General features: G+C 64.5%; 21 protein-coding genes. 9 read left to right on the top strand and 12 right to left on the bottom strand.

Annotated elements, in window-relative coordinates:
* The first annotated feature begins 42 nt into the window (after positions 1-42).
* Entirely contained in the window at positions 43-1425 is a 1383-nt protein-coding gene (locus ACMDCM_RS15550) for a leucyl aminopeptidase family protein (RefSeq protein WP_412774391.1), read from the top strand.
* Complete coding sequence (locus tag ACMDCM_RS15545) at positions 1418-2260, top strand: C40 family peptidase (RefSeq protein ID WP_412774390.1); 843 nt, start codon at positions 1418-1420, stop codon at positions 2258-2260. The genes ACMDCM_RS15550 and ACMDCM_RS15545 overlap by 8 nt, the downstream gene beginning before the upstream one ends.
* 86 nt (positions 2261-2346) lie before the next feature.
* Here the strand turns inward: ACMDCM_RS15545 and ACMDCM_RS15540 are convergent, their stop codons facing one another.
* The 6 genes from ACMDCM_RS15540 to ACMDCM_RS15515 form a co-directional block, all read right to left on the bottom strand.
* Positions 2347-3975, bottom strand: a complete 1629-nt coding sequence (locus ACMDCM_RS15540) for an ABC transporter ATP-binding protein (protein WP_412774389.1) — start codon at positions 3973-3975, stop codon at positions 2347-2349.
* Positions 3976-3982: 7 nt separating this feature from the next.
* A complete protein-coding gene (locus ACMDCM_RS15535; RefSeq protein WP_412774388.1) occupies positions 3983-5161 on the bottom strand; it encodes an ABC transporter permease in 1179 nt (392 codons plus the stop codon).
* Positions 5161-6270: a microcin C ABC transporter permease YejB gene (locus ACMDCM_RS15530; RefSeq protein WP_412774387.1), complete on the bottom strand. Its 1110-nt coding sequence runs from the start codon at positions 6268-6270 to the stop codon at positions 5161-5163. Before ACMDCM_RS15530 ends, ACMDCM_RS15535 begins: the two co-directional genes overlap by 1 nt.
* A 2-nt stretch (positions 6271-6272) precedes the next feature.
* On the bottom strand, positions 6273-8150 hold the full coding sequence (locus tag ACMDCM_RS15525; RefSeq protein ID WP_412774386.1) for an extracellular solute-binding protein: 1878 nt from the start codon (positions 8148-8150) through the stop codon (positions 6273-6275).
* 14 nt (positions 8151-8164) lie between these two features.
* Positions 8165-10066: an extracellular solute-binding protein gene (locus tag ACMDCM_RS15520; protein ID WP_412774385.1), complete on the bottom strand. Its 1902-nt coding sequence runs from the start codon at positions 10064-10066 to the stop codon at positions 8165-8167.
* Positions 10067-10276: 210 nt separating this feature from the next.
* Positions 10277-10843, bottom strand: a complete 567-nt coding sequence (locus tag ACMDCM_RS15515; protein ID WP_412774384.1) for a c-type cytochrome — start codon at positions 10841-10843, stop codon at positions 10277-10279.
* A gap of 238 nt (positions 10844-11081) precedes the next feature.
* On the opposite strand from ACMDCM_RS15515, the gene ACMDCM_RS15510 reads away from it, so the two are divergent.
* The 6 genes from ACMDCM_RS15510 (at position 11082) to ACMDCM_RS15485 (ending at position 18744) form a co-directional block, all read left to right on the top strand.
* Positions 11082-11834 carry a 3-deoxy-manno-octulosonate cytidylyltransferase gene (locus tag ACMDCM_RS15510; protein WP_412774383.1) on the top strand — a complete coding sequence of 251 codons (753 nt, stop codon included), beginning with the start codon at positions 11082-11084 and terminating at the stop codon, positions 11832-11834.
* Positions 11835-11845: 11 nt separating this feature from the next.
* Positions 11846-12706, top strand: a complete 861-nt coding sequence (locus tag ACMDCM_RS15505; protein WP_412774382.1) for a prephenate dehydratase — start codon at positions 11846-11848, stop codon at positions 12704-12706.
* 335 nt (positions 12707-13041) lie between these two features.
* Entirely contained in the window at positions 13042-13956 is a 915-nt protein-coding gene (gene metF, locus ACMDCM_RS15500) for a methylenetetrahydrofolate reductase [NAD(P)H] (RefSeq protein WP_412774381.1), read from the top strand.
* A 90-nt stretch (positions 13957-14046) separates the two neighbouring features.
* A complete protein-coding gene (locus ACMDCM_RS15495; protein WP_412774380.1) occupies positions 14047-14433 on the top strand; it encodes an endonuclease domain-containing protein in 387 nt (128 codons plus the stop codon).
* Positions 14434-14446: 13 nt separating this feature from the next.
* Positions 14447-18307 carry a methionine synthase gene (gene metH / locus ACMDCM_RS15490; RefSeq protein WP_412774379.1) on the top strand — a complete coding sequence of 1287 codons (3861 nt, stop codon included), beginning with the start codon at positions 14447-14449 and terminating at the stop codon, positions 18305-18307.
* Between the two features lie 14 nt (positions 18308-18321).
* Positions 18322-18744: a PAS domain-containing protein gene (locus ACMDCM_RS15485; RefSeq protein ID WP_412774378.1), complete on the top strand. Its 423-nt coding sequence runs from the start codon at positions 18322-18324 to the stop codon at positions 18742-18744.
* Between the two features lie 12 nt (positions 18745-18756).
* On the opposite strand, the gene ACMDCM_RS15480 is transcribed toward ACMDCM_RS15485, so the two are convergent.
* Together ACMDCM_RS15480 and glpK are read right to left on the bottom strand one after the other, a co-directional pair.
* Complete coding sequence (locus tag ACMDCM_RS15480; RefSeq protein ID WP_412774377.1) at positions 18757-19467, bottom strand: carbonic anhydrase family protein; 711 nt, start codon at positions 19465-19467, stop codon at positions 18757-18759.
* Positions 19468-19656: 189 nt separating this feature from the next.
* Positions 19657-21168: a glycerol kinase GlpK gene (gene glpK, locus ACMDCM_RS15475; protein ID WP_412774376.1), complete on the bottom strand. Its 1512-nt coding sequence runs from the start codon at positions 21166-21168 to the stop codon at positions 19657-19659.
* A gap of 215 nt (positions 21169-21383) precedes the next feature.
* Between glpK and ACMDCM_RS15470 the strand changes: the two genes are divergently transcribed.
* Complete coding sequence (locus ACMDCM_RS15470) at positions 21384-21800, top strand: hypothetical protein (protein WP_412774375.1); 417 nt, start codon at positions 21384-21386, stop codon at positions 21798-21800.
* 171 nt (positions 21801-21971) lie between these two features.
* Here ACMDCM_RS15470 and ACMDCM_RS15465 read toward each other — a convergent pair whose 3' ends face one another.
* From ACMDCM_RS15465 to exbD, 4 genes are all read right to left on the bottom strand, one after another.
* Complete coding sequence (locus ACMDCM_RS15465) at positions 21972-23159, bottom strand: acetyl-CoA C-acyltransferase (protein ID WP_412774374.1); 1188 nt, start codon at positions 23157-23159, stop codon at positions 21972-21974.
* Between the two features lie 833 nt (positions 23160-23992).
* Entirely contained in the window at positions 23993-25186 is a 1194-nt protein-coding gene (locus ACMDCM_RS15460; RefSeq protein WP_412774373.1) for a hypothetical protein, read from the bottom strand.
* Positions 25187-25679: 493 nt separating this feature from the next.
* Positions 25680-26483, bottom strand: coding sequence for an energy transducer TonB family protein (locus tag ACMDCM_RS15455; protein WP_412774372.1), 804 nt, complete (start codon positions 26481-26483; stop codon positions 25680-25682).
* Positions 26480-26941 carry a TonB system transport protein ExbD gene (gene exbD / locus ACMDCM_RS15450; protein WP_412774371.1) on the bottom strand — a complete coding sequence of 154 codons (462 nt, stop codon included), beginning with the start codon at positions 26939-26941 and terminating at the stop codon, positions 26480-26482. The genes ACMDCM_RS15455 and exbD overlap by 4 nt, the downstream gene beginning before the upstream one ends.

The following is a 26941-nucleotide window of genomic DNA, read 5'->3' as shown; positions in this document are numbered from 1 at the left end:
AGCCGCTAGACTTTCCCTCATCGAACAGAGATCGAGACAACCATGCATCCCGCGTTTTCGACCGCGCCGGCCGGGGAGGCCGTTCCGATCACCCTCGTGGCCGCGGCGGCATGGGAAAAAACCGGCGCAACGCTCGACGGTCCGGCGCGCCGGTTCGCCGAGGCGAACGGCTTTGCGGCGAAGGCGGGACAGTACCTCGCGCTGCCCGGAGCGAGCGGCGAGGTCTCGCACATCCTTTTCGGACTCGGCGATACGGCGGGCCGCTCGCACGATCCCTTCCTCGCCGGCAAGCTGCCGGGCCTGCTGCCCGCCGGCACATTCCGCTTCGCCAACGCGACCGATGATATGCATCTCGCGACGCTGGCCTTTGCGCTCGGCAGCTACCGCTTCGATCGCTACCGCAAGGCCGACGCGCCGAAAGCGCGGCTGGTGCCGCCCGATGGCGTCGACGTCGCCGATATCTCGCGGATGGCGGACGCCGCGGCGCTCGCCCGCGATCTCATCAACACGCCCGCCAACGACATGGGACCGGAAGAACTCGCCGCAGTGGCGCAGAATCTCGCGCAGCACTTCGGCGCGGAATTCCGTTGCATCGTCGGCGACGATCTGAGGCACAGGAATTTCCCGCTGATCCACGCGGTCGGAATGGCGTCGCCGCGCGCGCCGCGCCTGATCGACATCGCCTGGGGCGACCCGGCGCATCCGAAGGTCACGCTGGTCGGCAAAGGCGTCTGCTTCGACACCGGCGGCGTCGATCTCAAACCCGCCAGCGGCATGCAGATCATGAAGAAGGACATGGGCGGCGCGGCCAATGTGCTGGCTTTGGCGCAGACGGTCATGGATGCGAAGCTGAAAATCCGGCTGCGCGTCCTGATCCCGGCGGTGGAGAACGCGGTGGCCGGCAACGCGTTTCGACCGCTGGATATCTTTCCGTCGCGCAAGGGACCGACGGTGGAAATCGGCAACACCGACGCCGAAGGCCGGCTGGTTCTCGCCGACGCGCTGGCGCTGGCCGATGAAGACAAACCCGATCTTCTGATCGATCTCGGCACGCTCACCGGCGCGGCGCGCGTTGCGCTCGGACCGGACATTCCGCCTTTCTATACGAACGACGAGACACTCGCGCGCGACGTCGCGCGCTGCGCGCAGGCCGAGAACGATCCGCTGTGGCGGATGCCGCTATGGCCCGCTTACGACGCGTGGCTGGATTCCAAGGTCGCCGACATCAACAATGCGCCATCGGGCGGCTTCGCCGGTTCGATCACCTGCGCGCTGTTCCTGCAACGCTTCGTCGAGGCGACGACAAGCTGGCTTCACGTCGACATCTACGGCTGGACGCCGTCGGCGAAGCCGGCGCGACCCGAGGGCGGCGAATGCCAGGCCGTGCGCGCGATCTACCGACTGCTGGGCGAACGTCATGGATGATCCGCGCCTGACGCCGGCGCGGCCCGACATTGCCGCGCGTTATCTCGAAGGCCGGATCAAGGCCGCGCGCTACGTCGACGGCGAGGAGCGCGAGGTCGTCGACGCCGTTGCGCCGCTGCAGCGCGGGCCTGCGCCCGACGCCATGATTGACACCCAGGCTCTCTACGGCGAGCGCGTCACGGTCTACGATCACAGCGCCGAAGGCTGGGCCTGGTGCCAATTGAAAAGCGACGGCTATGTCGGATGGATTCCCGACCGCGCGCTTGCAAGGCCCCGCGCAGCACCGACCCACAAGGTCATCGCGCTGCGGACGTTCGCCTTTCCGGGGCCGTCGATCAAACTCGCGCCGGCGCAGACGCTGCCGCTCGGCGCGCGCCTGAGCGTCCAGCGTCATGACGGCGTCTTCGCCATCGCGTCCGGCGATCTCTACATCCCCGCGGTCCATGTCGCGCCGCTCGATCATATCGCCGGCGATTTCGTCGCGGTCGCCGAAATGTTCGCCGGAACGCCTTATCTCTGGGGCGGCAAGACCAGTCTCGGCATCGACTGCTCCGGTCTCGTGCAGGTGGCGCTCAACGCCGCCGGCATCCGTTGTCCGCGCGACAGCGACATGCAGGAAACCGCTTTGGGACGCGCGTTGTCACCAGCAGAGGCGCAACAGCCGCGGCGCGGCGACCTCATCTTCTGGAAAGGCCACGTCGCCATCGTCCGCAACGCAACCACGCTTGTCCACGCCAACGCGCATCACATGGCAACAGCCATCGAGGACATTGACGAAGCGATCGCCCGCATCAGGGCGGCAGGAAGCGACGTGACCAGCGTGAGGCGGCTGTAGCAGCGCCCGTGTCCCGGATGCACCGCAGCGCGCCAGCGCTGCGGTGCTGAGCCGGGACACGTCCGACACGAACCCCAAACGGGGTCTCAGGCTTCCACGTTTGCAGTCTCCAGCCGGAACGCCGCGGCGAACAGCGCGCGCGTGTAATCCGACTTCGGGCTCTTGAACAATGCCGATGCCGGCCCCTCCTCCACCACCTTGCCGTGCCGCATCACGATGAGATGGCTGGCGAGCGAGGCGACCACGCGCAGGTCGTGCGAGATGAACATGTAGGTCAGATCGCGCTTGCGCTGCAGATCGCGCAGGAGATCGACCATCTGCGCCTGGAACAGCATGTCGAGCGCGCTGGTCGGCTCGTCCAGAACGACGAAATCCGGCTCCAGCACCACGGCGCGCGCGATGCTGATGCGCTGGCGCTGGCCGCCGGAGAATTCGTGCGGATAGCGAAAGCGCGTCGCTGGATCGAGCCCGACATCCGTCAGCGCCTTGACCACCCGCGCCTCGCGTTCGGCGTCGGACAGCGAGCGCTGATGCACGCTCAAGCCCTCGGCCACGATATCGCCGACCGACATCCGCGGGCTCAGCGCCCCGAACGGATCCTGAAACACGATCTGCATGTCGCGGCGGAACGGCCGCATCTGCTTGAAACGCAAACCCTGGATGTTCTTGCCGAGGAACACGATCGGGCCGTCCGACGAGATCAGCCGCAACAGCGCCAGCCCGAGCGTGGTCTTGCCGGATCCGGATTCGCCGACGACGCCAAGCGTCTCGCCCTTGCGCACTGTCAGCGTCACGCCGTCCACCGCCTTGATATGGCCGACCGTCTTGCGCAGCACCCCGCGCCGGATCGGAAACCACACCTTGAGATCGTCGGCGGCGATCACGACCGGCGATTCGGGGCGCGGCGGCGCCGGATCGGGCTTCGGCTCCGCGGCCAGAAGCTCGCGCGTGTAGGGATGCCGCGGCGATTCGAAGACCTGCGCGACCGGCCCCTTCTCGACGATCTTTCCGCCATTCATCACGTAGACACGGTCGGCGATGCGGCGGACGATGCTGAGATCGTGGGTGATGAACAAAAGGCTCATTCCGAGCCGGGCGCGGATATCCGCCAGCAGCGCCAGGATCTGCGCCTGCACGGTGACGTCGAGCGCTGTCGTCGGCTCATCCGCGATCAGAAGGTCGGGTTCGTTGGCGAGCGCCATCGCGATCATCACGCGCTGGCGCTGGCCGCCGGACAACTGGTGCGGATAGCTGGCGAGCCGGGTTTCCGGCTCGGGAATGCCGACCTGCGTCAATAGCTCAATCGTGCGCCGCCGCGCCGTCGCGCCGCGAGCCCCGCCGTGCAACAGCAGGGTCTCGCCGATCTGCGATTCGATCGTGTGCAGCGGATTGAGCGAGGTCATCGGCTCCTGGAAGATGATCGAGATATCATTGCCGCGAATGCTCCTGATCTCGCGTTCGGACAGGCCGAGCAACTCGCGGCCCTCGAAGCGGATATGGCCGGAGGGGTGCGACGCCGCCGGATAGGGCAGCAGCTTGAGGACCGACAGCGCGCTGACGGATTTCCCGGACCCGGATTCGCCGACCAGCGCCACGCACTCGCCGCGCTTGATATCGAACGAAATGCGATCGACGGCGACCGACGTTCCGCCGGCATGGTGAAACGCGACGGACAGGTCGCGAACCTCGAGCAGCGGCTGATCGATGGCGTCCATGCGAGCCTTACCTGAACGTCTTGCGCGGATCGAAGGCATCGCGCACCGCCTCGCCGATGAAGATCAAAAGCGACAGCATGATCGCGAGCGCGAAAAATCCGGTGAAGCCGAGCCACGGCGCCTGCACGTTGGCCTTGCCCTGCGCCAGCATTTCGCCGAGCGAGGGCGAACCCGGCGGCAGACCGAAGCCGAGGAAATCCAGCGCGGTCAGGGTCATCACCGACGACGACACGATGAAGGGCAGGAACGTCATGGTCGCGACCATGGCGTTCGGCAGAAGGTGACGGAACATGATGGTTGCATTCGACACGCCGAGCGCCCGCGCCGCCGTGATGTATTCGAAGTTGCGGCCGCGCAGGAATTCGGCGCGCACCAGACCGACCAGCGACACCCATGAAAACAGCAGCAGGATGCCGAGCAGCACGAAGAATCCCGGCACCAGCACCGACGACAGGATCAGGAGCAGGTAGAGCGAGGGAATCGCGGTCCAGACCTCGATGAAGCGCTGGAAGGCGAGATCGACCCAGCCGCCGAAATAGCCCTGCACGCCGCCAGCGGCGATGCCGATGACCGACGACACGATGGTCAGGCAAAGCCCGAACAGCACCGAAATCCGGAATCCGTAAATCAGCCGCGCCACGACATCGCGGCCCTGATCGTCGGTCCCGAGCCAGTTGTATTCGAGATCGCGGCAGCCCGTGAGGTGCTTGCGCTGCACCACGTCCTTGCATTCGGCCTCGGTCAAGAGCCAGGTCGGCTTCGAGGGCGCCGGCGTCGGCAGATCGAGGTTGTGGGTGTCGTAGGAATAGCGGATCGGCGGCCAGATGATGGTGCCGCCCTTGCCCTTGATCAGCTTCTGAACATAGGGGTCGCGATAATCGGCGGCGGTCTCGAAATCGCCGCCGAACGCGGTTTCCGGATAGGTCACGAATGCCGGAAAATAGAAGTGCCCGTCGAACCGGATCAGCAACGGCCGGTCGTTGGCGATCAATTCCGCGAACAACGAAATGACGAACAGGATCGTGAATATCCAGAGCGACCAGTAGCCGCGCCGGTTCGATTTGAAACTCTGCCAGCGGCGGCGGTTGAGCGGCGACAGACGGAGCCGATGCCGTCCCGGCGGCACGGCCTCGCCGAGCGGCGAGACGGCTTCGGCTTCGACGGGCTTTGGCAACGTCACCGTCATCAGACCTCCCGCGCCTCGAAGTCGATCCGCGGGTCGATCCACATATAGGTCAGGTCGGAGATCAGGTTGATGACAAGCCCGATCAGCGAAAAGATGAAGAGCGTGCCGAACACCACGGGATAGTCGCGGTTGAGCACGCTCTCGAAACCCAGAAGGCCGAGCCCGTCGAGCGAGAAGATGGTTTCGATCAAAAGCGACCCTGAAAAGAAGGCGTGAACGAATGCGCCGGGAAAGCCGGCAATGACGATCAGCATGGCGTTGCGAAACACGTGATTGTAAAGCACCTGTCGTTCGCTGCACCCCTTGGCGCGCGCCGTCATCACGTACTGCTTGCGGATTTCGTCGAGGAACGAATTCTTGGTCAGCAGCGTCATGGTCGCGAAGGCGCCAAGCGCCATCGAGACGATGGGCAGCGTCAGATGCCAGAAATAGTCGAGGATCTTCCAGTACCAGGGAAACTGGCTCCAGCCGTCCGACGTCAATCCGCGCAAGGGGAAGATGCTGAAGAACGATCCGCCGGCGAACAGGATGATGAGCAGGATCGCAAACAGAAATCCGGGGATCGCAAAGCCGACGATAATCACCGCCGAGGTCCAGGTGTCGAAGCGCGATCCGTCTTTCACGGCTTTACGGATTCCGAGCGGGATCGAAATCAGGTAGGTCAGAAGCGTCATCCAGATGCCGAGCGACATCGAAACCGGCAGCTTCTCCTTGATGAGCTGGATCACGGTGGTGTCGCGGAAATAGCTTTTGCCGAAATCGAAACGGGAGAAGTTCCACAACATCAGCAGAAAGCGTTCGGGCGCCGGCTTGTCGAAGCCGAACTGCTTTTCGAGGCTCTTGATGAAGGCGGGATCGAGCCCCTGCGCGCCGCGGTATTTCGAATTGATGGCGTCGGAAGACGCTCCGACCTGGCTGCGCGCGCCGAAATCGCCGCCGGACGATCCGGAAATGCGCGACATTCCGCCGGTGTCCGAACCGCTGAGTTGCGCGATCACGCGCTCGACCGGACCGCCGGGCGCGAACTGCACCACGACGAACGACACGAACAGGATGCCCAGCAACGTGGGAATCATCAAAAGGAGGCGGCGGACGATATAAGCGCTCATGCCTATTTCGCCTGTCCGGATGAGGCCGGTTTGGCCGGCTGCGACCACCAGATGTCAGGCGCCATCACGCCGAGATACTTCGGCAGGCTCGGCGGATGGGCGAAGACGTCCCAATAGGCCAGCCGATGCACGTTCGAGTACCATTGCGGCACCCAGTAACGGCCGGCGCGAATGACGCGGTCCAGCGCGCGCGCGGCGAACACGAGTTTTGCGCGAGTATCGGCCGCGATCACCTGTTCCATCAGGGCATCGACCGCGGGATCGGCGATCCCGGCGAGGTTGTTCGATCCCTTGGTCCTCGCTGCCCGCGACGAAAAGAACGGCCGCAGCGAGTCGCCCGGAACGGTCGAGAAGCCGAAACGTTCGATCACCATATCGAAATCGAAGTCGTCGCGTCGCGCCCTCGCCTGCACGGGATCGACGAGCCGCAGCGTCGCCTCGATGCCGAGGGTTCCGAGGTTCTTGATATACGGCATGTGATGGGCCTCGAACGCGGGCTCGTCGAGCAGGAACTCGACGCGGAACACTTCGCCCTGCGGGGTCACCCGCTTGCCGTCCTTGATATGAAAGCCCGCGTCGTTGAGCAGTTGCGTGGCCCTGCGCAACAGCTTGCGGTCCTGCCCGGAACCGTCGGACACCGGCGGCACGAACGGCATGCCGAACACCTCGTCGGGCACCTTGCCGCGGAACGGCTCCAGCAGCGCCACCTCTTCCGGCGACGGCAGACCGGTCGCCATCAGGTCGGAATTCTGGAACGGCGACACCGTCCGCACGTAGGCCCCGTACATGATGCTCTTGTTGGTCCACTCGAAATCGAAAGCGCAGTCGAGCGCCTCGCGGACGCGCGGGTCCTTGAACTTGTCGCGTCGGGTGTTGATGAACCAGCCTTGCGCGCCGGACGGCGTCTCGTCCGGCAACTGCTCGCGCTTGACGCGGCCATTAATCAGCGCCGGGAAATCGTAGCGCGTATTCCAGATCCGCGACGTGAACTCCTCGCGGTACAGGTAGCTGTGGCCGGAGAAGCCCTCGAAGGCCACGTCGCGGTCGCGATAGAAATCGAACCGCACCGTGTCGAAATTGTAGCTGCCGCGGCAGACCGGAAGGTCGGCGCCCCACCAGTCCTTCACGCGATCGAATTCGATAAAACGATTGGGTTCGAACCGGCCGACCTTGTACGGCCCGCTGCCGAGCGGAATGTCGAGCGTCGATTCCTCGAACGGATGCGCGGTGTAGTAGGCTCGCGAAAAGATCGGCAGGCCGGCGACGAACGGCGGCACGTCGCGTCCGCGCTTCGCTGCGAAGGTCACGACCAGCGTCGCATCGTCGGATGCTTCCGCGCTCACCACGTCGCGCATCTGCTGCGTGATCAGGGGATGCCCCTTGGCCTTGAGAATCGTCAGCGAAAAGGCGGCGTCGCGCGCGGTCAGCTTCTGCCCGTCATGAAACCGCGCCTCCGGCCGCATGGTGAAGCGATAAGTCAGTCCGTCGGCGGAGATGCGAACCGACTTCGCGGCCAGGCCATACATCGCATCGGGCTCGTCGCCTGCGCGCGCCATCAGCGACGTGAACGTCATCTCCATGCCTTTCGCGCCGTCGCCTTTCAGGATAAAGGCGTTGAGGGAATTGAAGGTGAAGAACGATTGATTGAAGGCGCGGCTCGAGGGAATGGTCGAGAACAGTCCGCCCTTCGGCGCATCGGCATTGACGTAATCGAAATGATGGAAGTCGGCCGGATATTTCAGGTCGCCGAACGCCGACATGCCATGAGATTCTCCTTGGGAGTCGGTCTCCGCGCCGGCCGCGGCCGCCGGCCGGAACCAGGCCGTGGCTGCCGCACCGATACCGAGACCTATCACCTGCCGGCGGCTGGGCTGGCTCATCCGCACGAAACTCCTCAAGATCGATTGCCGACCTTGGCCGCCTTGTCGGCGTCGTACCACCACAACGCCGGGAAAGCCGCAAGACCGTACTTCGGCATTTCGACCGGCCGGCCGAAGCGATCCCATCGCGCCGTGCGCACTTTCGAATAGGTCCACTGCGGCACGACATAATTATGATGCAGCAGCACGCGGTCGAGCGCGTGGGTCGCGGCAACCAGATCGGCGCGATCTTTGGCGAAGATCACGCGCTCGATCAGCTTGTCGATGGCGGGATTCTTGATGCCGACAACGTTGCGCGAGCCGGGCATGTCCGCCGCACGCGAGCCCCAGAACTCGCGCTGTTCGTTGCCCGGCGACAGGGATTCGCCCCACGACGCGACCACCATGTCGAAGTCCCAGTTCCGCAGCCGGTTCTCGTACTGTGTCGAATCGATGGTCCGGATGCTGACGGTAAGACCCATGCGCTCCAGCGAAGGCTTGTAGGACAGCAGGACCCGTTCGAAACTCGGATCTTCCGACAGCAGTTCGATCTCGAACGGCGCGCCGGTCTTGCCGTCGACCTGCCTGCCGCCGCGCACTTCGTAACCCGCCTCTTTCAGGAGTTTCATGCCCTCGCGCAGGTTGTTGCGAACCGCCTCGGAACTTCCGCCGACCGGATTGCTGTAGGGCGTCGTGAACACGGACGGGGGGACTTCAGCGCGGACGGTTTCGAGGATTTCAAGCTCCCGGCCCTCGGGCAGGCCGCTCGATGCCAGTTCGGTACCCTCGAAATAGCTTGCGATGCGCTTGTACTGACCGAAGAAAAGTTGCTCATTCATGGTCTCGAAATCGAAGGCGAAATTCAGCGCCCGCCGCACCCGCGCGTCCTTGAACTTGTCGCGGCGAAGGTTGGGAGCAAATGCCTGCATCACGCCCGAGCTGCGATTGGGGAATTCCTCCAGGATGACGCGCCCTTCCTTCACCGCCGGAAAGTCATAAGCGGTGGCCCAGTTCTTGGCCACGTTCTCCATGCGCCAGTCGATCTGGCCGCCCCTGAAGGCCTCGAGCGCAACGGTGCTGTCGCGGAAATACTCGTAGCGCAACTCGTCGAAATTGTTGCGGCCCACATTGAAGCCGGTGTTCAAGCCCCAGTAATCCTTGACCCGCTCCAGCGTGACCGAACGCGCCGCCTCGAAACCCTTGATCCTGTATGCGGCGCTGCCGAGCGGCGGCTCCAGCGTGGTCGCGGAAATGTCGCGCTTCTTGCCGGCGTCATCGGTGCCTTCCCACCAGTGCTTGGGAAGCACCACCAGTTGTCCGACGATTTGCGGCAGTTCGCGGTTTCCTGGCGCGTCGAAGGTGAAGGTGACGTCGCGCTCACCGGTCTTCTCCACCTTGGCGACGTGGCGATAATAGGCGGCATAGAACGGATGATGCGTCTTGAACGAATTGAGCGAGAAAATCACGTCGTCCGGCGTCACCGGCTTGCCATCGTGCCACTTCGCTTGCGCGCGCAGCCGATAGGTCACGAAGGAGAAATCGTCGGGATAGCCGACCGACTCCGCGAGCGCGCCGTACTCCGTCGCGACCTCGTCCAGCGATGGCGTCGTCAACGACTCATAGATGAGCCCGACCGCTCCGGCGATCGAGCCCTTCACCCCCGACACGACAAGGTTGAAATTGTCGAAGGTGCCAAGCGCGATCTGCCGCACCGTGCCGCCCTTGGGTGCATCCGGATTGACATAATCGAAGTACTTGAAGCCTTCCGGATATTTCACGTCGCCGAACAGCGAAACCCCATGCCGCCATTTGAGAGCGGCCGACTCAGCCTGCGCGCGGGCCGCCTCAAACGCCGGAGCGCCGGTCAGGACTTTAATCGCGGGAGCGGCTGCAATCAGGGCTCCGCCATGAAGAAGACGTCGTCGGGTGAAGGCCAAAAGCAAAATTCCTGCGATTTGTCGGGCGCGCCAATGCTACGGCGCGACGTACTGTTTCGGCCGATTATGTCGGTTTTTCGGGATGACGCTACCCCACCTCCCGCACTTGTGCGGTGAAACGTCGGGAGAATTGGAGAACCGTTGGCGATGTGGCCGGGAAATCCTCGCGGCTCACATTCGCCCCTCGTGCCACACCGAAGGCCAGCGCAGCTATTTCGTGACGGCCGGCAGCGGCTCCGGCTTGTCGGAGTTCTTGTTCAGATAAGCAATAATGTCGGCGCGGTCGCTGTCCTTCGGCACGCCGGCGAACGACATGGCGGTGCCGGGGATGTAGCCCTTCGGGTTGGCGAGGAACTTGTTCAACTCCTCGAAGGTCCAGGTGCCGCCCTTGGCTTTCATGGCCTCCGAAAAATTGAACCCGCGACCCTGGCCGCGCGGCTCTCCGACAATGCCGTAGAGATTGGGACCCACACGATTCGGCCCGCCCTTCTCAAAAGTATGACAGGCGGCGCACTTCTTGGCCGCAGCGGCGCCTTTCTCGACCGACGCCGTCTGCAGCAGCTTCGCGATCGACGCCTCGGCAGCCGGCTTGGCCGCATTGTCAGCCTTGGCTTCCTTGGCAGCCGCCGCCGGCTCTTCCTTGACGTCAATCTTGAAACCCGGCTTCGCCGGCACGACCGGCGCGAAAATGGTCTGGGCAACGAGATTCATGACCAGCACGAAAATGCAGGTGCCCAGCAGCACGCCGAGAAATTTATTGATATCGAAGGAGTCCATTTTCGGTCAGGCTCCAGTCCTTGCCAGGCTCTGTCTTCAGGCTCCAGGTCTTCCACGGTCGGCGAGGGGCCGAGCGGACGACCACCGAATGCCGCCGCGACGACCGATCAGTATATCGCCGGGGGCGGCGGGACGAATAACGGTTTGCCCATGTCCTGACAACCCGTATAAACGCTGCAGCCTTTGAAAAACCGCCCGATTTCCGATCATGTTCTCCGGGCCGCGGACTTCCCGACCGATGACCGACACTCGCAATCTGGTGCTGATTCCGGCCCGCATGGCCGCCACCCGACTGCCCGGAAAACCGCTTCTCGATATCGGCGGCCTGCCGATGGTCGTCCACGTCCTGCGGCGCGCGGAGGCCGCCGGGATCGGCCGCGTCGCCGTCGCAACCGACACGCCCGCCATCGCGGCCGCGGTGACGGCCCATGGCGGCGAAGCGATCATGACGCGCGCCGACCACCCGTCCGGATCCGACCGCGTGTTCGAGGCGCTCGGCCGGCTTGACCCCGAAGGCCGTATCGAGACGATCGTCAACCTGCAGGGCGATTTCCCGACCATCCGCCCCGACATTATCCGCGACGTGCTCCAGCCTCTGGCCGACCCCGCGGTCGATATCGCGACGCTGGCCGCCGAAATCCACACCGAGGAAGAGGCCACCAACCCGAACGTCGTCAAGGCCGTGGGATCGCGGGTCGCTCCGCGCCGGCTGCGCGCGCTCTATTTCACCCGCGCCACCGCGCCACACGGCGACGGGCCGCGCTACCACCACATCGGGCTCTACGCCTATCGCCGCAAGGCCCTGCAACGCTTCGTCGAACTGCCGCCCTCGCCGCTGGAGCAGCAGGAAAGGCTCGAACAGTTGCGGGCGCTCGAAGACGGAATGCGGATCGACATCATGATCGTGGATGACGTGCCGCGGGGCGTCGACACCCCCGCCGACCTCGAAACCGCGCGCCGTATTCTGGCTGGCGAAAACCTGACCGGCTGATAGAAGACGTCATGACCCAGACCATGAAAATCGCTTTCCAGGGCGAGCCTGGCGCGAATTCGCACATCGCCATTGCCGATGCCTATCCCGACGCCGAGCCGTTGGCGTGCGCGACCTTCGAAGATGCTCTCGCCGCGATCGCATCAGGCGAAGCCGGCCTCGGCATGATCCCGATCGAGAATTCGGTCGCCGGCCGCGTCGCCGACATTCACTACCTGTTGCCGCAATCCGGACTGTTCATCGTCGGCGAATACTTCCTGCCGGTCCGGCATCAACTGGTGGCGCCGCGCGGGGCGACGCTCGCCGGCATCAAGACCGTCGAAAGCCACGTTCACGCGCTAGGGCAATGCCGCCGCATCATCCGCAAGCTCGGGATCAGGCCGATCATTTCCGGCGACACCGCGGGCGCGGCGCGCATCGTCGCCGAGCGCGGCGACAGCAGTTGCGCGGCGATCGCCTCGCGCCTTGCCGCGGACATCCACGGCCTCGACATCCTGGCCGAGGACATCGAGGACGAGGCCCACAACACCACGCGTTTCGTGGTGCTGGCGCGAGAGGCCCGCTGGGCCGAACAGGGATCCGGGCCGCTGGTCACCAGCTTCGTCTTCCGGGTGCGCAACCTGCCGGCCGCGCTCTACAAGGCGATGGGCGGCTTCGCCACCAACGGCGTCAACATGACAAAACTCGAGAGTTACATGGTCGACGGCAATTTCTTCGCGACGCAATTCTATGCCGATGTCGAAGGCCACCCCGACGACCGCGCGCTGACTTTTGCGCTCGAGGAGTTGACGTTTTTCTCCAAGGAGCTTCGTATCGTCGGGGTCTATCCGGCTCATCCGTTCCGCGCGACCTTCCGCGAACAGGCGGGCTGATCGCAGCCTGTGGCGCGCTCGCGCCTCGATATGGTTGGGCAGATAAGTTACCATCTTTTGATAAACTATTTTTTCCCAAAAACATTTTATCAATTAGTACAGTATAATCAATTATTTGATTGTAAGAATTGCTGCCCACAAAACTGGCATATTGAGATCTTTCGCCCTATTTATCAGGATTATTGGGCTATTTCCCATCACATCGGGCGAGACTCCTGGGCTATTCTGTCTGGAATGCCTTGACTGAACCGCCGGCCGTCGAGGCGGTGCTCATTTTTCGAAGCGACCCGTCTGGCGGAAAATATTGAGGCCGACGAAGTGGAGTTTGACGAGCGATGATCGACCCTTCCGCTCCGGTGCATGACGACGTTGTTGCGCAAAAACGCCCCGCGATCTCGTTCGAGTTCTTTCCGCCCAAGACCGAGGAGATGGAGCGCAATCTGTGGGACACCGTCACCCGCCTTGCGCCGCTGGACCCGAGCTTCGTCTCCGTCACCTACGGCGCCGGCGGATCGACCCGTGAACGCACCCATTCGACGATCGCGCGCATCCTGTCCGAAACCGAACTGCGGCCGGCGGCGCATCTGACTTGCGTCGGCGCCGCGCGCGGGGAAATCGACGAGATCGTCAGCCGCTATCGCGACATCGGCGTCCGCCATATCGTCGCGCTGCGGGGAGACCCGCCGGGCGGCATCGGCACCGCCTACAGCACCCACCCCGAGGGCTATCGCAGCTCGGCCGATCTGGTCGCCGGCATCAAGCGGCGGCATGGCGATATCGAGGTCTCGGTCTCGGCCTATCCGGAGAAGCACCCGGAAAGCCCCGACATCGATGCCGACATCGATGTCCTGAAGGCCAAGGTCGATGCCGGCGCGACCCGCGCCATCACCCAGGTGTTTTTCGACAACGACCTTTATCTTCGCTATCTCGATCGCGTCCGCGCCCGCGGCATCTTCATTCCGATCGTGCCCGGCATCATGCCGATGCACAATTTCAGGCAGGCGAGAAACTTCGTGACCAGGGCCGGCACCACCGTGCCGTCCTGGCTCGCCGAAAAGTTCGAGGGCCTCGACGACGACGCCGAAACGCGCAAGCTGGTCGCGGCGACCGTGGCGGCGGGACAGGTGCAAAAGCTCGCCAAGCGCGGCGTCGATACCTTCCACTTCTACACCATGAACCGCGCCGACCTCGTCTTCGCGATCTGCCACCTGCTCGGCATCCGCCCGGACGCCGCGCGGAAGGCGGCGTAAGTGCTGGCCCATCGACGCGCGGCCGCTTCCCCCTCTCCCCGTGGGGGAGAGGGTCGGGGTGAGGGGGGTCGGGCATATCGAGTAAAATCGATGACAAGAAACACGCCTGTCGCACGCCGCTTGAGAGAATCACAAACGAATGCCGAGCGTGCGCTCTGGCTCCGGCTTCGCGATCGAAGACTCGGCGGATGGAAGTTCAAGCGGCAGGTGCCGATCGACAGATTCGTGGTCGATTTCTGCTGCGCCGGCGGTAAGCTCGTCATCGAACTGGATGGCGGCCAGCACGCGGTTCAGGCTTCGCGGGATACGGAGCGCACGCACGTTCTTACCGCGATGGGCTACCTCGTGCTGCGTTTCTGGAACAACGACGTGTTGACCAATATCGACGGCGTGTTGGGCGAGATTCTCCTGACTTTATCCAAAGCAACGTCGGTCCCCCCTCACCCCAACCCTCTCCCCGATGGGGAGAGGGAGTAGAGTCGAATCCGCCATGACCTCCCGCAATATTTCCGCCGTAGCCGACAAATTCCGCGCCCTCGCGCGCGAGCGCATTCTGGTGCTCGACGGCGCCATGGGCACCATGATCCAGCGGCTCGAACTCGACGAGGCGGCGTTTCGCGGCGAGCGGTTCAGGAATTTTCATCGCGACGTGCGCGGCAACAACGACCTTCTGATCCTCACCCAGCCGCAGGCGATCGAGGACATCCACTACGAATATCTCAAGGCCGGCGCCGACATCGTCGAGACCAACACGTTTTCCTCGACCTCGATCGCGCAGGCCGATTACGAGATGTCGGACCTCGCCTACGAACTCAACCGCGAGGGGGCGCGACTTGCGCGCAATGCCGCGAGGCGCGCGGAATCCGGCGACGGCAGGCCGCGTTTCGTCGCCGGCGCCATCGGCCCGACCAACCGCACCGCGTCGATCTCGCCGGACGTCGCCAATCCCGGCTTCCGCGCCGTCACCTTCGACGACCTGCGCAAGGCCTATGGCGAGCAGATCAATGGCCTGCTCGACGGCGGCGCCGATCTGCTGCTGGTCGAAACCGTCTTCGACACCCTGAACGCCAAGGCCGCGCTCTACGCCATCGCCGAGATCGGCGAGGAGCGCGGCATCGCCATTCCGGTGATGGTCTCCGGCACCATCACCGACAAGTCCGGGCGGCTCTTGTCGGGCCAGTTGCCGGAAGCGTTCTGGCATTCGGTACGACACGCCAGCCCGATCACCATCGGCTTCAATTGCGCGCTCGGCGCCGAAGACCTCCGCGCGCATGTCGCCGACATCGGCCGCGTCGCCGATACCTTGGTGTGCGCCTATCCGAACGCGGGCCTGCCCAACGAATTCGGCCAGTACGATGAGAGTCCCGACTACATGGCGCGACTGGTCGGCGAGTTCGCGCAAGCCGGGCTCGTCAACGTGGTCGGCGGCTGCTGCGGCACCACGCCCGATCATATCGCCGCCATCGCCGCCGCCGTCGCGCCGCACAAGCCGCGCGTGGTGCCGACGATCGCCCCGCGACTGCGGCTGTCGGGACTGGAGCCGTTCTCGCTGACGGCCGATATTCCCTTCGTCAACGTCGGCGAGCGCACCAACGTCACAGGCTCCGCGAAATTCCGCAACCTCATCAAGGCAGGCGACTACACCGCGGCTCTCGACGTGGCGCGCAGCCAGGTCGAGAACGGCGCGCAGATCATCGACGTCAACATGGACGAGGGCCTTCTGGACTCGGAAGCGGCGATTGTCACCTTCCTCAACCTGATCGCGTCCGAACCCGACATCGCCCGCGTGCCGGTGATGGTGGATTCGTCCAAGTTCTCCGTGATCGAGGCCGGGCTGAAGTGCATTCAGGGCAAGCCGGTGGTGAACTCGATCTCGCTGAAGGAAGGCGAGGAGAAGTTCCTGCTTGAGGCGCGGATCGCGCGCCGCCACGGCGCGGCGGTGGTGGTGATGGCCTTCGACGAAACCGGACAGGCCGACACCTGTCAGCGCAAAATGGAGATCTGCAAGCGCGCCTACGACATTCTGACGGAGAAGGTCGGCTTTCCGCCGGAAGACATCATCTTCGATCCGAACATCTTCGCCATCGCGACGGGTCTGGAGGAGCACAACAACTACGGCGTCGATTTCATCGAGGCGACGCGCTGGATCCGCCGGAATCTTCCGCACGCGCATATTTCAGGCGGCGTCTCCAACCTGTCGTTCTCGTTCCGCGGCAACGAGCCGGTGCGCGAGGCGATGCATTCGGTGTTCCTGTATCACGCCATCAAGGCGGGCATGGATATGGGCATCGTCAATGCCGGGCAGATGATCGTCTACGATGACATCGATCCCGAGTTGCGCCAGACCTGTGAGGACGTCGTCCTCAACCGCGACGCGGGCGCCGGCGAACGGCTGCTGGCGCTGGCGGAAAAATTCCGCGGCGCGGGCAAGGAAGTGAAGGAGAAGGATCTCTCCTGGCGCGAATGGCCGGTGGAAAAGCGGCTCTCCCACGCGCTTGTCAATGGCATCACCGAATACATCGAGCAGGACACCGAGGAAGCGCGGCGGATGGTGGACCGCCCGCTGTCGGTGATCGAAGGCCCGCTGATGGCCGGCATGAACGTGGTCGGCGACCTGTTCGGCGACGGCAAGATGTTCCTGCCGCAGGTGGTGAAGTCGGCGCGCGTGATGAAGCAGGCGGTCGCCTACCTGATGCCGTTCATGGAAGAGGAGAAGGCGCGCAACCAGGCCGCCGGCATCGACGGCGCGAGCAGCACGTCCGCCGGCAAGATCGTGCTCGCCACCGTCAAGGGCGACGTCCACGATATCGGCAAGAACATCGTCGGCATCGTGCTCCAGTGCAACAACTACGAGGTGATCGACCTCGGCGTGATGGTGCCGGCCGCCAAGATCATCGAGACCGCGAAGGCCGAAAAGGCCGACATCGTCGGCCTCTCCGGCCTGATCACGCCCTCGCTGGACGAGATGGGCTATTTCGCGGCCGAGCTTGAACGTCAGGGCCTCGACCTGCCGCTGTTGATCGGCGGCGCGACCACCAGCCGCGTCCACACCGCGGTGAAGATCGACCCGAACTACCGCAACGGTCCGGTGGTCCACGTCAACGATGCGAGCCGCGCCGTCGGCGTGGTCGCCTCTCTGATGTCGCCCGAGCGGCGCGAGGCTTACGCCGCAGGGGTGCGCGCGGAATACGAAAAGATTTCCGCGACGCACCTGCGCGCCCAGCAGGACAAGAAGCGGCTGCCGCTCGCGGCCGCGCGCGCCAACGCCGTGCCGATCGACTGGAGCGCCTATCGCCCCGTCAAGCCGACATTCCTCGGAACCAAAGCCTTCACCGACTATCCGCTGGAAGAGCTGGCGGAGGTGATCGACTGGACGCCGTTCTTCCAGGTCTGGGAACTGACCGGGCGCTTCCCAACGATCCTCGACGACAAGGTGGTGGGCGAGACCGCGCGCGCGCTCTACGACGACGCCCGCAAGATGCTGGACCGCATCGTCAGGGAGAAGTGGTTCAAGGCGTCCGCCGTGATCGGCCTCTGGCCTGCCAACAGCGTCGGCGACGACGTCGCGGTCTATAGCGACGAAAGTCGCACCACGCGGATCGCGACCTATCACACGCTACGCCAGCAGCTCGAGAAGCGCGCCGGCCGCCACAACGCCGCGCTGGCGGACTTCGTCGCGCCGAAGGAGAGCGGCATCGCCGACTATATCGGCGGCTTCGCCGTCACCGCCGGGCTCGGCGAGGACGAAATCGCCGCGCGCTTCAAGAACGCCAATGACGACTACTCGTCCATCCTGGTGAAGGCGCTGGCCGACCGTCTCGCCGAAGCCTTCGCAGAACGGATGCATCAGCGCGTGCGCACGGAATTCTGGGGCTATGCGCCGGACGAGGCGCTGACCAACGATCAACTCATCAGGGAAGAATACAAAGGCATCCGCCCCGCGCCCGGCTATCCGGCGCAGCCCGACCATACCGAGAAGGCGACGCTGTTCCGCCTGCTGGATGCGACCCGCGCCACCGGCGTCGAGCTGACCGAAAGCTTTGCGATGTGGCCCGGCTCCTCGGTCTCCGGTCTCTATTACAGCCACCCCGAAAGCCAGTATTTCGGCGTCGGCAAGATCGAACGCGATCAGGTCGAGGACTATGCCGCCCGCAAGGGGATGGAGGTCGCCGAGATCGAGCGCTGGCTGGCGTCGATTTTGAACTACATTCCCGGCCAGTCCGGAAAGTCCGCCGCGACGCCGGTGCCACCGCCGGCCAACGACGCATCCGCCGACGTCGCCGATCATCCGCCGGGCTGCCAGTGCGCGGTCCATTTGCAGCTTCGCAAGACCGCGGCGCGGGCGGGATGATCGCGAGATAGCCGATGGACACCTCCGCGATCGCCGCCGCCTTGCTGCATTCATCGGCGGACGCGATCATCGCCACCGATCGCGACGGCGCGGTCACGTTCTGGAACCCCGGGGCGGTCAGGATCTTCGGCCATAGCGCGGACGAGGCGACCGGCCAGTCGCTCGACTTGATCATTCCCGAAAACCTGCGCGCCCGGCACTGGGCCGGATACCGCGCGGTGATGCGGACCGGGCAGAGCCGTTACAGCAGCGGCGACGTGCTCGCCGTTCCCGCGCTTCACAAGGACGGCCGGCGTATCTCGCTCGAATTCACCATCGTGCCGGTCAAGGACGCCGCCGGCCGCATCACCGGGCTGGTGTCGGTGCTGCGCGACGTCACCGCCCGTTTCGAGGAAATCCGTCAACTGCGCCGCAAGGCCGCCGCGGCCGCACAATGACGTCCACGTCCATCAACTCAACCAGCTCACCCGTCCGGTGGCGAGATCATGCATGGCCGCCGCGACGCGCAATTCGCCTTTCGCCGCCAGCGCCTTCAGGATCGGGCTCCGCTTTGTGAGCGCCGCCGCGGCCATGCGCGCATTGGTCTCGGCCACCGCCTGAACAAAGGCGTCGTTTTTCGACGAAGGCCTGCCCTCGGCCTTGCTGGCTAAAACCGCGGGCTGAATGTGGGCGAGCGCCCCGGTCAGATGACCGAGCTTGACGCCGTCAATCGCGCCCTTGATCGCACCGCAATTGGAATGTCCGAGCACCACGATGGCGCGTGCGCCGGAGACCTCGGTGGCGAATTCCAGACTGCCGATGATGTCATCGTTGATGAAATTGCCTGCGATGCGGGCGCAGAACACGTCGCCGATGCGCTGGTCGAACACCAGTTCGGGCGGTACCCGCGAATCGATGCAGCCGACGATGGCCGCAAACGGCGCCTGCGTCTTCGCGGTTTCCCGAACCTGTCTCATCAGATCGCAGTTGACCGTCGCGCCGGTGACGAAACGATCGTTGCCGGCCTTGAGCCGCGCGATCGCCTCGTCGGGACTGATGTGCTGCTGCCGATCCGGCGTGAACACTGCGCATTCCGTGGGTTCGGCCCGCGCGCTCCCCACTGAAGCGCCGGCAAACAGCGCAAGCGAAGCACACTGGCAGAACGAGCGACGGTTCAGCATTGGAAATCTCCTTCCGGGAAGGCGCCTTTATCGGCGCTGCGGACGCGGTGCTGCGCGCAGCAACAAGGCCTGATCGTATCGCAGTTTGCTTAACGATGCGTCCAGGCGGTCGTTCGAACTGCGTCGATTCCCGTCGCCGACCCCGCGCGCGCGGCAGTTTGGACATCAGCGGGGCGCGAGCCGTGAGAGTTACCGGGTCTCGCTTTCATCGCTCGCCAGCACGCCGCGCACCGCCGCAGCCCAGCCCCTGAGTTTTCGCGTGCGCGTCGCCGCGCTCATGGCGGGCCTGAAGCGGCGCTCGAGCCGCCAGTTGTCGGCGAATTTTGCTGGCTCCGGATAGACGCCTGCGGAGAATCCTGCGAGATAGGCGGCGCCGAGCGCGGTGGTCTCCTGAATGACGGGCCGATCGACCGGCGCGTCCAGCAGGTCGGCGAGGCGCTGCATGGTCCAGTCCGACGCGGTCATGCCGCCGTCGACGCGGAGCACGGTGTGTGCGGCACCGGCCTCCGGCCAGTCGGCGCGCATCGCCGCCCACAGATCAAAAGTCTGGTAGCAGACGCTTTCCAGTGCGGCATGAGCGAACTCCGCGGGGCCTGTGTTACGCGTCAGGCCGAACAGCGCGCCGCGCACATTCGGATTCCAGTAGGGCGCGCCCATGCCGACGAAGGCCGGCACCAGGTACACCGATTGCATGGTGTCGGATTTCTCGGCCAGCGGGCCCGCCTCGGAGGCCTGCCTGATAAGGCCGAGGCCGTCGCGCAGCCACTGCACCGCGCTGCCCGCGACGAAGATCGAGCCTTCCAGCGCGTAGGTGCGCTGGCCGTTCAACTGATAGGCGATCGTCGTCAGCAACCGGTTCGTCGAGGTGACCGGCGTCGCGCCGGTATTGAGAAGCGCAAAGCAACCGGTGCCGTAGGTCGACTTGATCATGCCGGGATCAAAGCAGGCCTGCCCAACCACGGCAGCCTGCTGGTCGCCGGCAATGCCGCGGATCGGGATCGGCGCGCCGAACAGCCCGGCCACGCTGTCGCCGAAATGCGCGGAGGAATCCTTCACCTCCGGCAGCATCGCGCGCGGAACCTGCAGGATATCCAGAAGCTCGTCGTCCCACTGCCCGGTGTGAATGTTGAACAGCAGCGTGCGCGAAGCGTTGGTGGCGTCGGTCGCGTGGGCCTTACCGCCGGTCAGCCGCCACAAGAGATAGCAGTCCACAGTGCCGAACAGCAGTTCGCCGCGCATCGCTCGCGCACGGGCGCCGGGCACGCGATCGAGAATCCAGGCGATCTTGGTCCCGGAGAAATAGGGATCGATGATCAGGCCGGTCTTTGCCGATACCGCAGGTTCATGACCGTCGGCCTTCAGCCGCGCGCAGATATCCGCGGTGCGGCGATCCTGCCAGACGATGGCGCGGTGGATCGCCTGTCCCGTGGCGCGATCCCAGACCACGGTGGTCTCGCGCTGGTTGGTGATACCGATGGCGGCGATGTCTTTCGGCGTGACGCCAGCCTTGTTCATGGCCTCGCGGCAGGTCGCAACCGTCGAGGTCCAGATGTCCTCCGGCTCATGCTCGACCCAGCCAGATGCCGGAAAGTGCTGCGGGAATTCCTGCTGGGCTATCGCGGCGATGGAGATGTCGCCGCCAAACAGGATGGCCCGCGAGGACGTGGTGCCCTGATCGATGGCGAGGACGTGGGTGACCATGATGTTCTTCCCGAGCCCGTGGGCGTGCGCAACGGCTGCGCCAAGGCAAGCGGATTGCGCATCCAGGGTCAAGTTGTGCCGCCGTTTTGATTCACGCTGCTCCCGCCAACAGGGTAAGGTGTTAAACTGGCATGCGTTTCATCCACGATGCTCACAGGAACAAAACCGTCCGTTCCCCTCTTGTCCATGACTGTTCAACAAACGAAAGATCTTCGATGAGACTGGCAAAGATGATTCTCGCTGGCTCCGCGCTCACGGTCGTCAGCGCTATGGCCCACGCTCAGGTCGCCCACGCTCAAGCGACGCCCACGATCAAGGAAACGCCGCCGCCTCCGGGGACCCAGAAAGGCCTGGTGACGGTCGTCGACCGGCTTAACAACACCGTCGCGATTCGAGCGGAGCCGAACAAGCCTGATCGAACGAAAGCTCAGGATGGCGCGAAAGCGGAGGGAGAAAAAGCGGAAGGGGCGAAGGAGGCAGCAAAGCCGGAGGCGGCGAAACCCGAGGGCATAACCGAGCGGTTCAAGATCGATCCCAAATTGGTCGAGACGGTGCATGCCGGCGACAAGGTAAAGTTTTCGGTCAGCGACAGCGGCGACCCCAAGACCATTACCAAGATCGGGCCGGAGTAGCGCGCCGCGCCATGCTTCCGGAGAGCGATCAAACCGGTCCAACCGTCGTCCCGGACCCCGCGACGGCGGCGATCCAAAATCCATTCATCTGATCTTCCGCGGATTTGGATTCGCACACCGCGCGTCCCCGGGCGCGCGGTTGCGCATCGGGGAACGGCGGTTGTCCGTGATTTACTGCACCACCTCGAACAGGCCCGCCGCGCCCATGCCGCCGCCGACGCACATGGTGACGACGGCGTATTTGGCCTTGCGGCGGCGCCCTTCGATCAGGGCGTGGCCGGCAAGGCGCGCTCCCGACATGCCGTAGGGATGGCCGACCGCGATCGCGCCGCCGTCGACGTTGAGTTTCCCGGGATCGATGCCGAGCTTGTCGCGGCAATAGATCACCTGCACCGCGAACGCCTCGTTCAATTCCCAGAGGTCGATATCATCGACGCCAAGACCATGGCGCTTGAGCAGGCGCGGCACCGCAAACACCGGACCGATGCCCATTTCATCGGGCTCGCAGCCGGCGGCGACGAAGCCGCGGAAGATGCCGAGCGGTTTCAGCCCGCGCTTTGCGGCTTGCTTGTCGCTCATGATCACGGTGGCGCTGGCGCCATCCGACAACTGGCTGGCGTTGCCGGCCGTGATGGTGAAGCCTTCGCCGCGCACCGGCTTGAGGCCGGCGAGACCTTCGAGTGTGGTGTCCGGACGGGGGCCTTCGTCCTGCGACAGCGTCACGTCCCTGAACGAGACCTGTTTGGTTTCCTTGTCGACGACCGCCATCCTGGTCGCGATCGGCGCCAGTTCGTCCTTGAACCTGCCACCCTGCTGCGCGGAAGCCGTGCGGCGCTGGCTCTCCAGCGCGTATTCGTCCTGCGCCTGGCGCGAGATGCCGTAACGCTTCGCCACCACCTCCGCGGTGTCGATCATCGGCATATAAACCTCGCCCTTGATCTCAAGCAGCGCCGGATCCTCGGCATGGAAGGTATTGGCGTGCTCGTTCTGCACCAGGCTGATCGATTCGCCGCCGCCGCCGACCGCGATCCCGACACCGTCGAAGATGACCGAGCGTGCGGCGAGCGCGATCGCCTGCAGGCCAGAGGCGCATTGGCGATCGACGGTGGCGCCGGCCACGGTCACGGGAAGCCCGGCGCGAAGCAGCGCCTTGCGGGCGATATTACCGCCGGTCGCGCCCTGCTGCATCGCAGAGCCCATCACCACGTCCTCGATTTCGTTCGGATCGATCCCGGCCCGAGCAACGGCCTCGCCGATCGCATGGCCGAACAGGGTCGCGCCCTCGGTGGCGTTGAGGGCGCCGCGATAGGCCTTGCCGATCGGGGTGCGGGCGGTGGAGACAATCACGGCTTCGGTCATCGGCGACCTCCTGTTGAATATCTGTCAGGATATCCGACAGACGCTGGCGAGACATTGAAAGCTCTGCGCTCGGCCGCCATCATGCGGCAGATTGAGGAAAAGCTCGCGTTCTTTCTTCACCGCCTCGCCGAACGGCGTATCGAGCGAAAGACCGACCGCGCCGGTAGCCCGCGAACGATGCTGCGAGTCCTGCCGCGCCCAACGCATTGACCGGAGGACCGTTGATGGTGATAACCACGGTGCCGTCATGGCGCGCGAGCTCGACCACTTCGTTCACGGCGCTCCCCCTGGCGACTCCTCAGGCATCGCCCTCACGAGCCGCGCGCGTTTCATCCCCATGACGGCCTCTGCCCGGCAATCAGAACCATGGCAAAATACGGCCTTGCGATCTCGGCGGACGAGTGGCAGAGCGACATTCATGCAGCCGGCACGTCGCTGAAGTCAAGCAACGGCAGGCAACGGAAGGAAATCCTCCAACCATGTTTGCTCTGCGTCCGCCTTGCCGCGTTGCGGAAGAGCGTCCGCGCCGATACTGAACCTCGTCTCGTTGCAATGGTCATGAAACACGGCCGCGCCGGGTGGCAGCAGCACCACAACTCAAAAAGCCGAGACCAGAGAGCCGCCGCCGACTTTGCGGCGATCGAACAGCTTCGGAGGATGCAGTTCAGGAACGGGCGATGGCGTGTTTTTCGGCGACATCCTCAGCGCCGAGGCGGGAGGCTAGAACCTTTCCACTTCTGATGGAATCAGAAGCGCGGCTCCGTGTTTTTGATTTGACGCGTTTTTCTTTACACGAACCGGTAGCCACTTCGCTCGAAACCCGCTCTAATCGGTTAGAACGCCGCCGCCAGCTCCCGCGCGCCCGGCTTGGCGCTGTTGCTGTCCATCCGGACATCGGTGACCGCCAAGAGTTTCGCTACCGTGTTGTTACGGATCGCGACCGGGTTACGTTCATAGCCACGGCGCTGGAAAAAATTCGAGGTCGGCACTCGCTCGCGCAGCGCCTGCGGCATCGTCACCATGTCGAGGCCGGTTCCGTCGCCGGTGAGATTCATCATCTCCAGTTCGGCGGCGGTCAGCGGACGCATGTAGCCCTTGCTGCGCGCGAAGATGATCGAGGTCAGCAGCTTGTGGGCCTGCAGCAGGGGGCCGACGTCGATATCCAGCACCAACGAATGGATCGCCCAGCCTTTCGGCGTATCGGCAAGTTTCTCATGCGCGCTCCAGGTATCCGGCACCGAGCGCGTATAAACAACCATGCGCTTCACCACCGCGATCTTGCGTTCCATTGCCGCGCGCTGCGATCCCGAGAGCCGGGACGCTTTCTCGCCGAGCGCGCGCAGGATGTCGTGGCCCTGCTCCGCAAGCAGTTCGACGCTGTTGGTGGTGAGCAACTGGTTGTAGCCGATCGCGGTTGAGATCGCGCGCGATCCCGGTCGCGAGGCGCTGAGGCCCGATTGCATGTCGTGATTGCCGTTGCCGCCGGTCTCGAATGAATACACCCGCACCGCCTGCTCTTTCGTCAGGCCGCAGGAGCGCGCCACTCGTGCATAGGCACGCTTGAAATCCGCTTCGGTTCTGGGACGCTGCGGCACGAACCGGAACTGCTCCGCCGCGGCCTTCAGGAGATCGGCGACGACGGGAATGTACTTGCGTTGACGTGGCGGATGCTCTTCTTCCGGCTCCGGATTGACCGGCCGCCCCGGCCCGTCATAGAGCGGCGGCTGCGTCAGTACGTAGTCGTCGAGCGTGACGGGCTCGTGGTTGCGCCGCTTGGCGTTGCGAACGCGCCGTTTGTCGGCGATCGCATTCCAGTAGACCCCGGCCTCTTCCTCAAACGCGGCGCGCGCTTCCTGATACGCCCTCAGCTTGCGGCGATAGTCGGCAACGGCTGCCGGGGTGGCGGCCTGCGCCATCACGCCAGCCGTCACGAGAAACCTCGCGCCTCCGAAAACGGCGGCGGACGGCGCAAGCAACAGGGCGCAGACGACGATCTGTATGCAGCGGCGAATCGCTCGGCTTTGCATTTCATCTGTTTAGCAAGCCCGCGACGTATGTCAGCCGTAAATCGGTTGCCGCTCGACCCGAGCGGATCACGATGATTTTGGATCGGGTCGATCCAAAATCATGAACGTGATCGATTTCGACATTTTGAGAAGAAGTGGGATGCGGGGGGGGGGGACAACCGCACCATACTTTTTCGCATCCCGCTCCAGTCTCGGGCAGCGGAGAGACGCCGGAGTCCGAGCAGCGTGACGGACCGGCGCTCGCATGAGTAGACGCAATTGAAAGTGCAACTGGATCATCCATTTCATCGGTCGAAGTCAAGGCATCGACGAGATCGAGAACGCCACCAGTAATGTCACGCGGCAGCCCGGCGAAATCCCGGAGACCATCGATCGCTCCATCAGACAGGTCGCGCAGCGGAACCCACGTTCTGGTTGAGCAGGTTCTTGACGCCGCCCGCCACCTCGAAGTTGTCGGTGACCTTGTAGCCCACGTTGATAGGCGGCGACATGCTCATCGTGAGAACCTGATTGGAACGGCGAGCGCGATCGAACGGCCGCCAACGTTCGGAGGCGGCGCGGGAACGGGGCTGGCGCGGCGCGGCAATGAGGCCGCCTCGGCGTCGAGCGCGGCGTCTCCGGAGGAACGCATCAGCCGTGTGGAAAGCACGCGGCCCGAACGGTCGATGGTAAACGCGACCGTGGCAACCCCGGCGCCCGTCGCGCCCCGCGGAAAGCGCTTGTAGCGGTTGAGATGCGCCATCAGCGCGCTGTGCCAGGAAGCCCGCGATGTCGATGACGACAGCCCCTCGGCCGGTGCGGCGGCACGGTCGGCACGGCGCGTCTGCGAGCTCGGCGGCGCGCTGGTGCGCGGCGCCTTCTTTTGCTTTTTCTTCTTCGGCTTGGGTTGCGGCTTCGGCTCGACCTTCGGCGGCAGCATGACCTCCGCCTGCTCCACCTTCGGTTGCTCCGGCGGCTTGATCTCGGTCTCCACCGGCTTGACGTCGGGCTCGGGCTCGAGCTTCTCCTCGATCGGCTTCTCCGGCTCCGGCTGATCCTCGGCCTCCTCCGCCTGCGGCCCCGGCGCGATGTCCTGCTGCGGCACCTCGGGTGAGACGGCGAGCGGCGCGAGCTCCATCATGATCGCGGGCGACGGATTGCCGGGCGCTTCGGCCGCCCTCGGCCAGTTCAGCGTCAGCCACACGCCGCCCGCATGCAGCCCGGCTACGGCGATCCCGGCTGCGGTCCAGCGCAACGCCGAGCGCAGCGTTACTTCGCCGCCGATCCGGCGATCGAGGTCGCGCCAGCCGGTCCTCATGGCCGCGTCGCCGCCACCGGCGCTGCCGCTGCCTGCCCGGTGTCCTCCAGTCCCACCAGCGCGATTTTGAGATAGCCGGCCTGCCGCAACAGGTTCATCACCTTCATCAACTCGCTGTAGGACACCGCCCCGTCGGCGCGCAGGAATATGCGTTGCTCGTGATCGTTCTCGGTCTTTTGATCCAGCGCCGCCTGCAAGGTGCTGCGCGGCACGTCCTCATTGCCGAGCACCAGCGTCAGATCCTGCTTCACGGTCAGGAATACCGGCTTGTCGGGACGCGGCTGCAACTGCGCGTTCGACACCGGCAGGTCGACCGCAACATCCACCGTCGACAGCGGCGCCGCCACCATGAAGATGATCAGGAGCACCAGCATCACGTCGATGAACGGCGTGACGTTGATTTCGCTCATTTCATTGATGCTGCCGCCATCTTGCGGGTCTTTGAGTGATACGGCCAT

The sequence above is a fragment of the Nitrobacter sp. genome (genome assembly GCF_047149785.1).
GTDB lineage: Bacteria > Pseudomonadota > Alphaproteobacteria > Rhizobiales > Xanthobacteraceae > Nitrobacter.
This window is presented reverse-complemented; position numbering and strand designations above follow the sequence as displayed.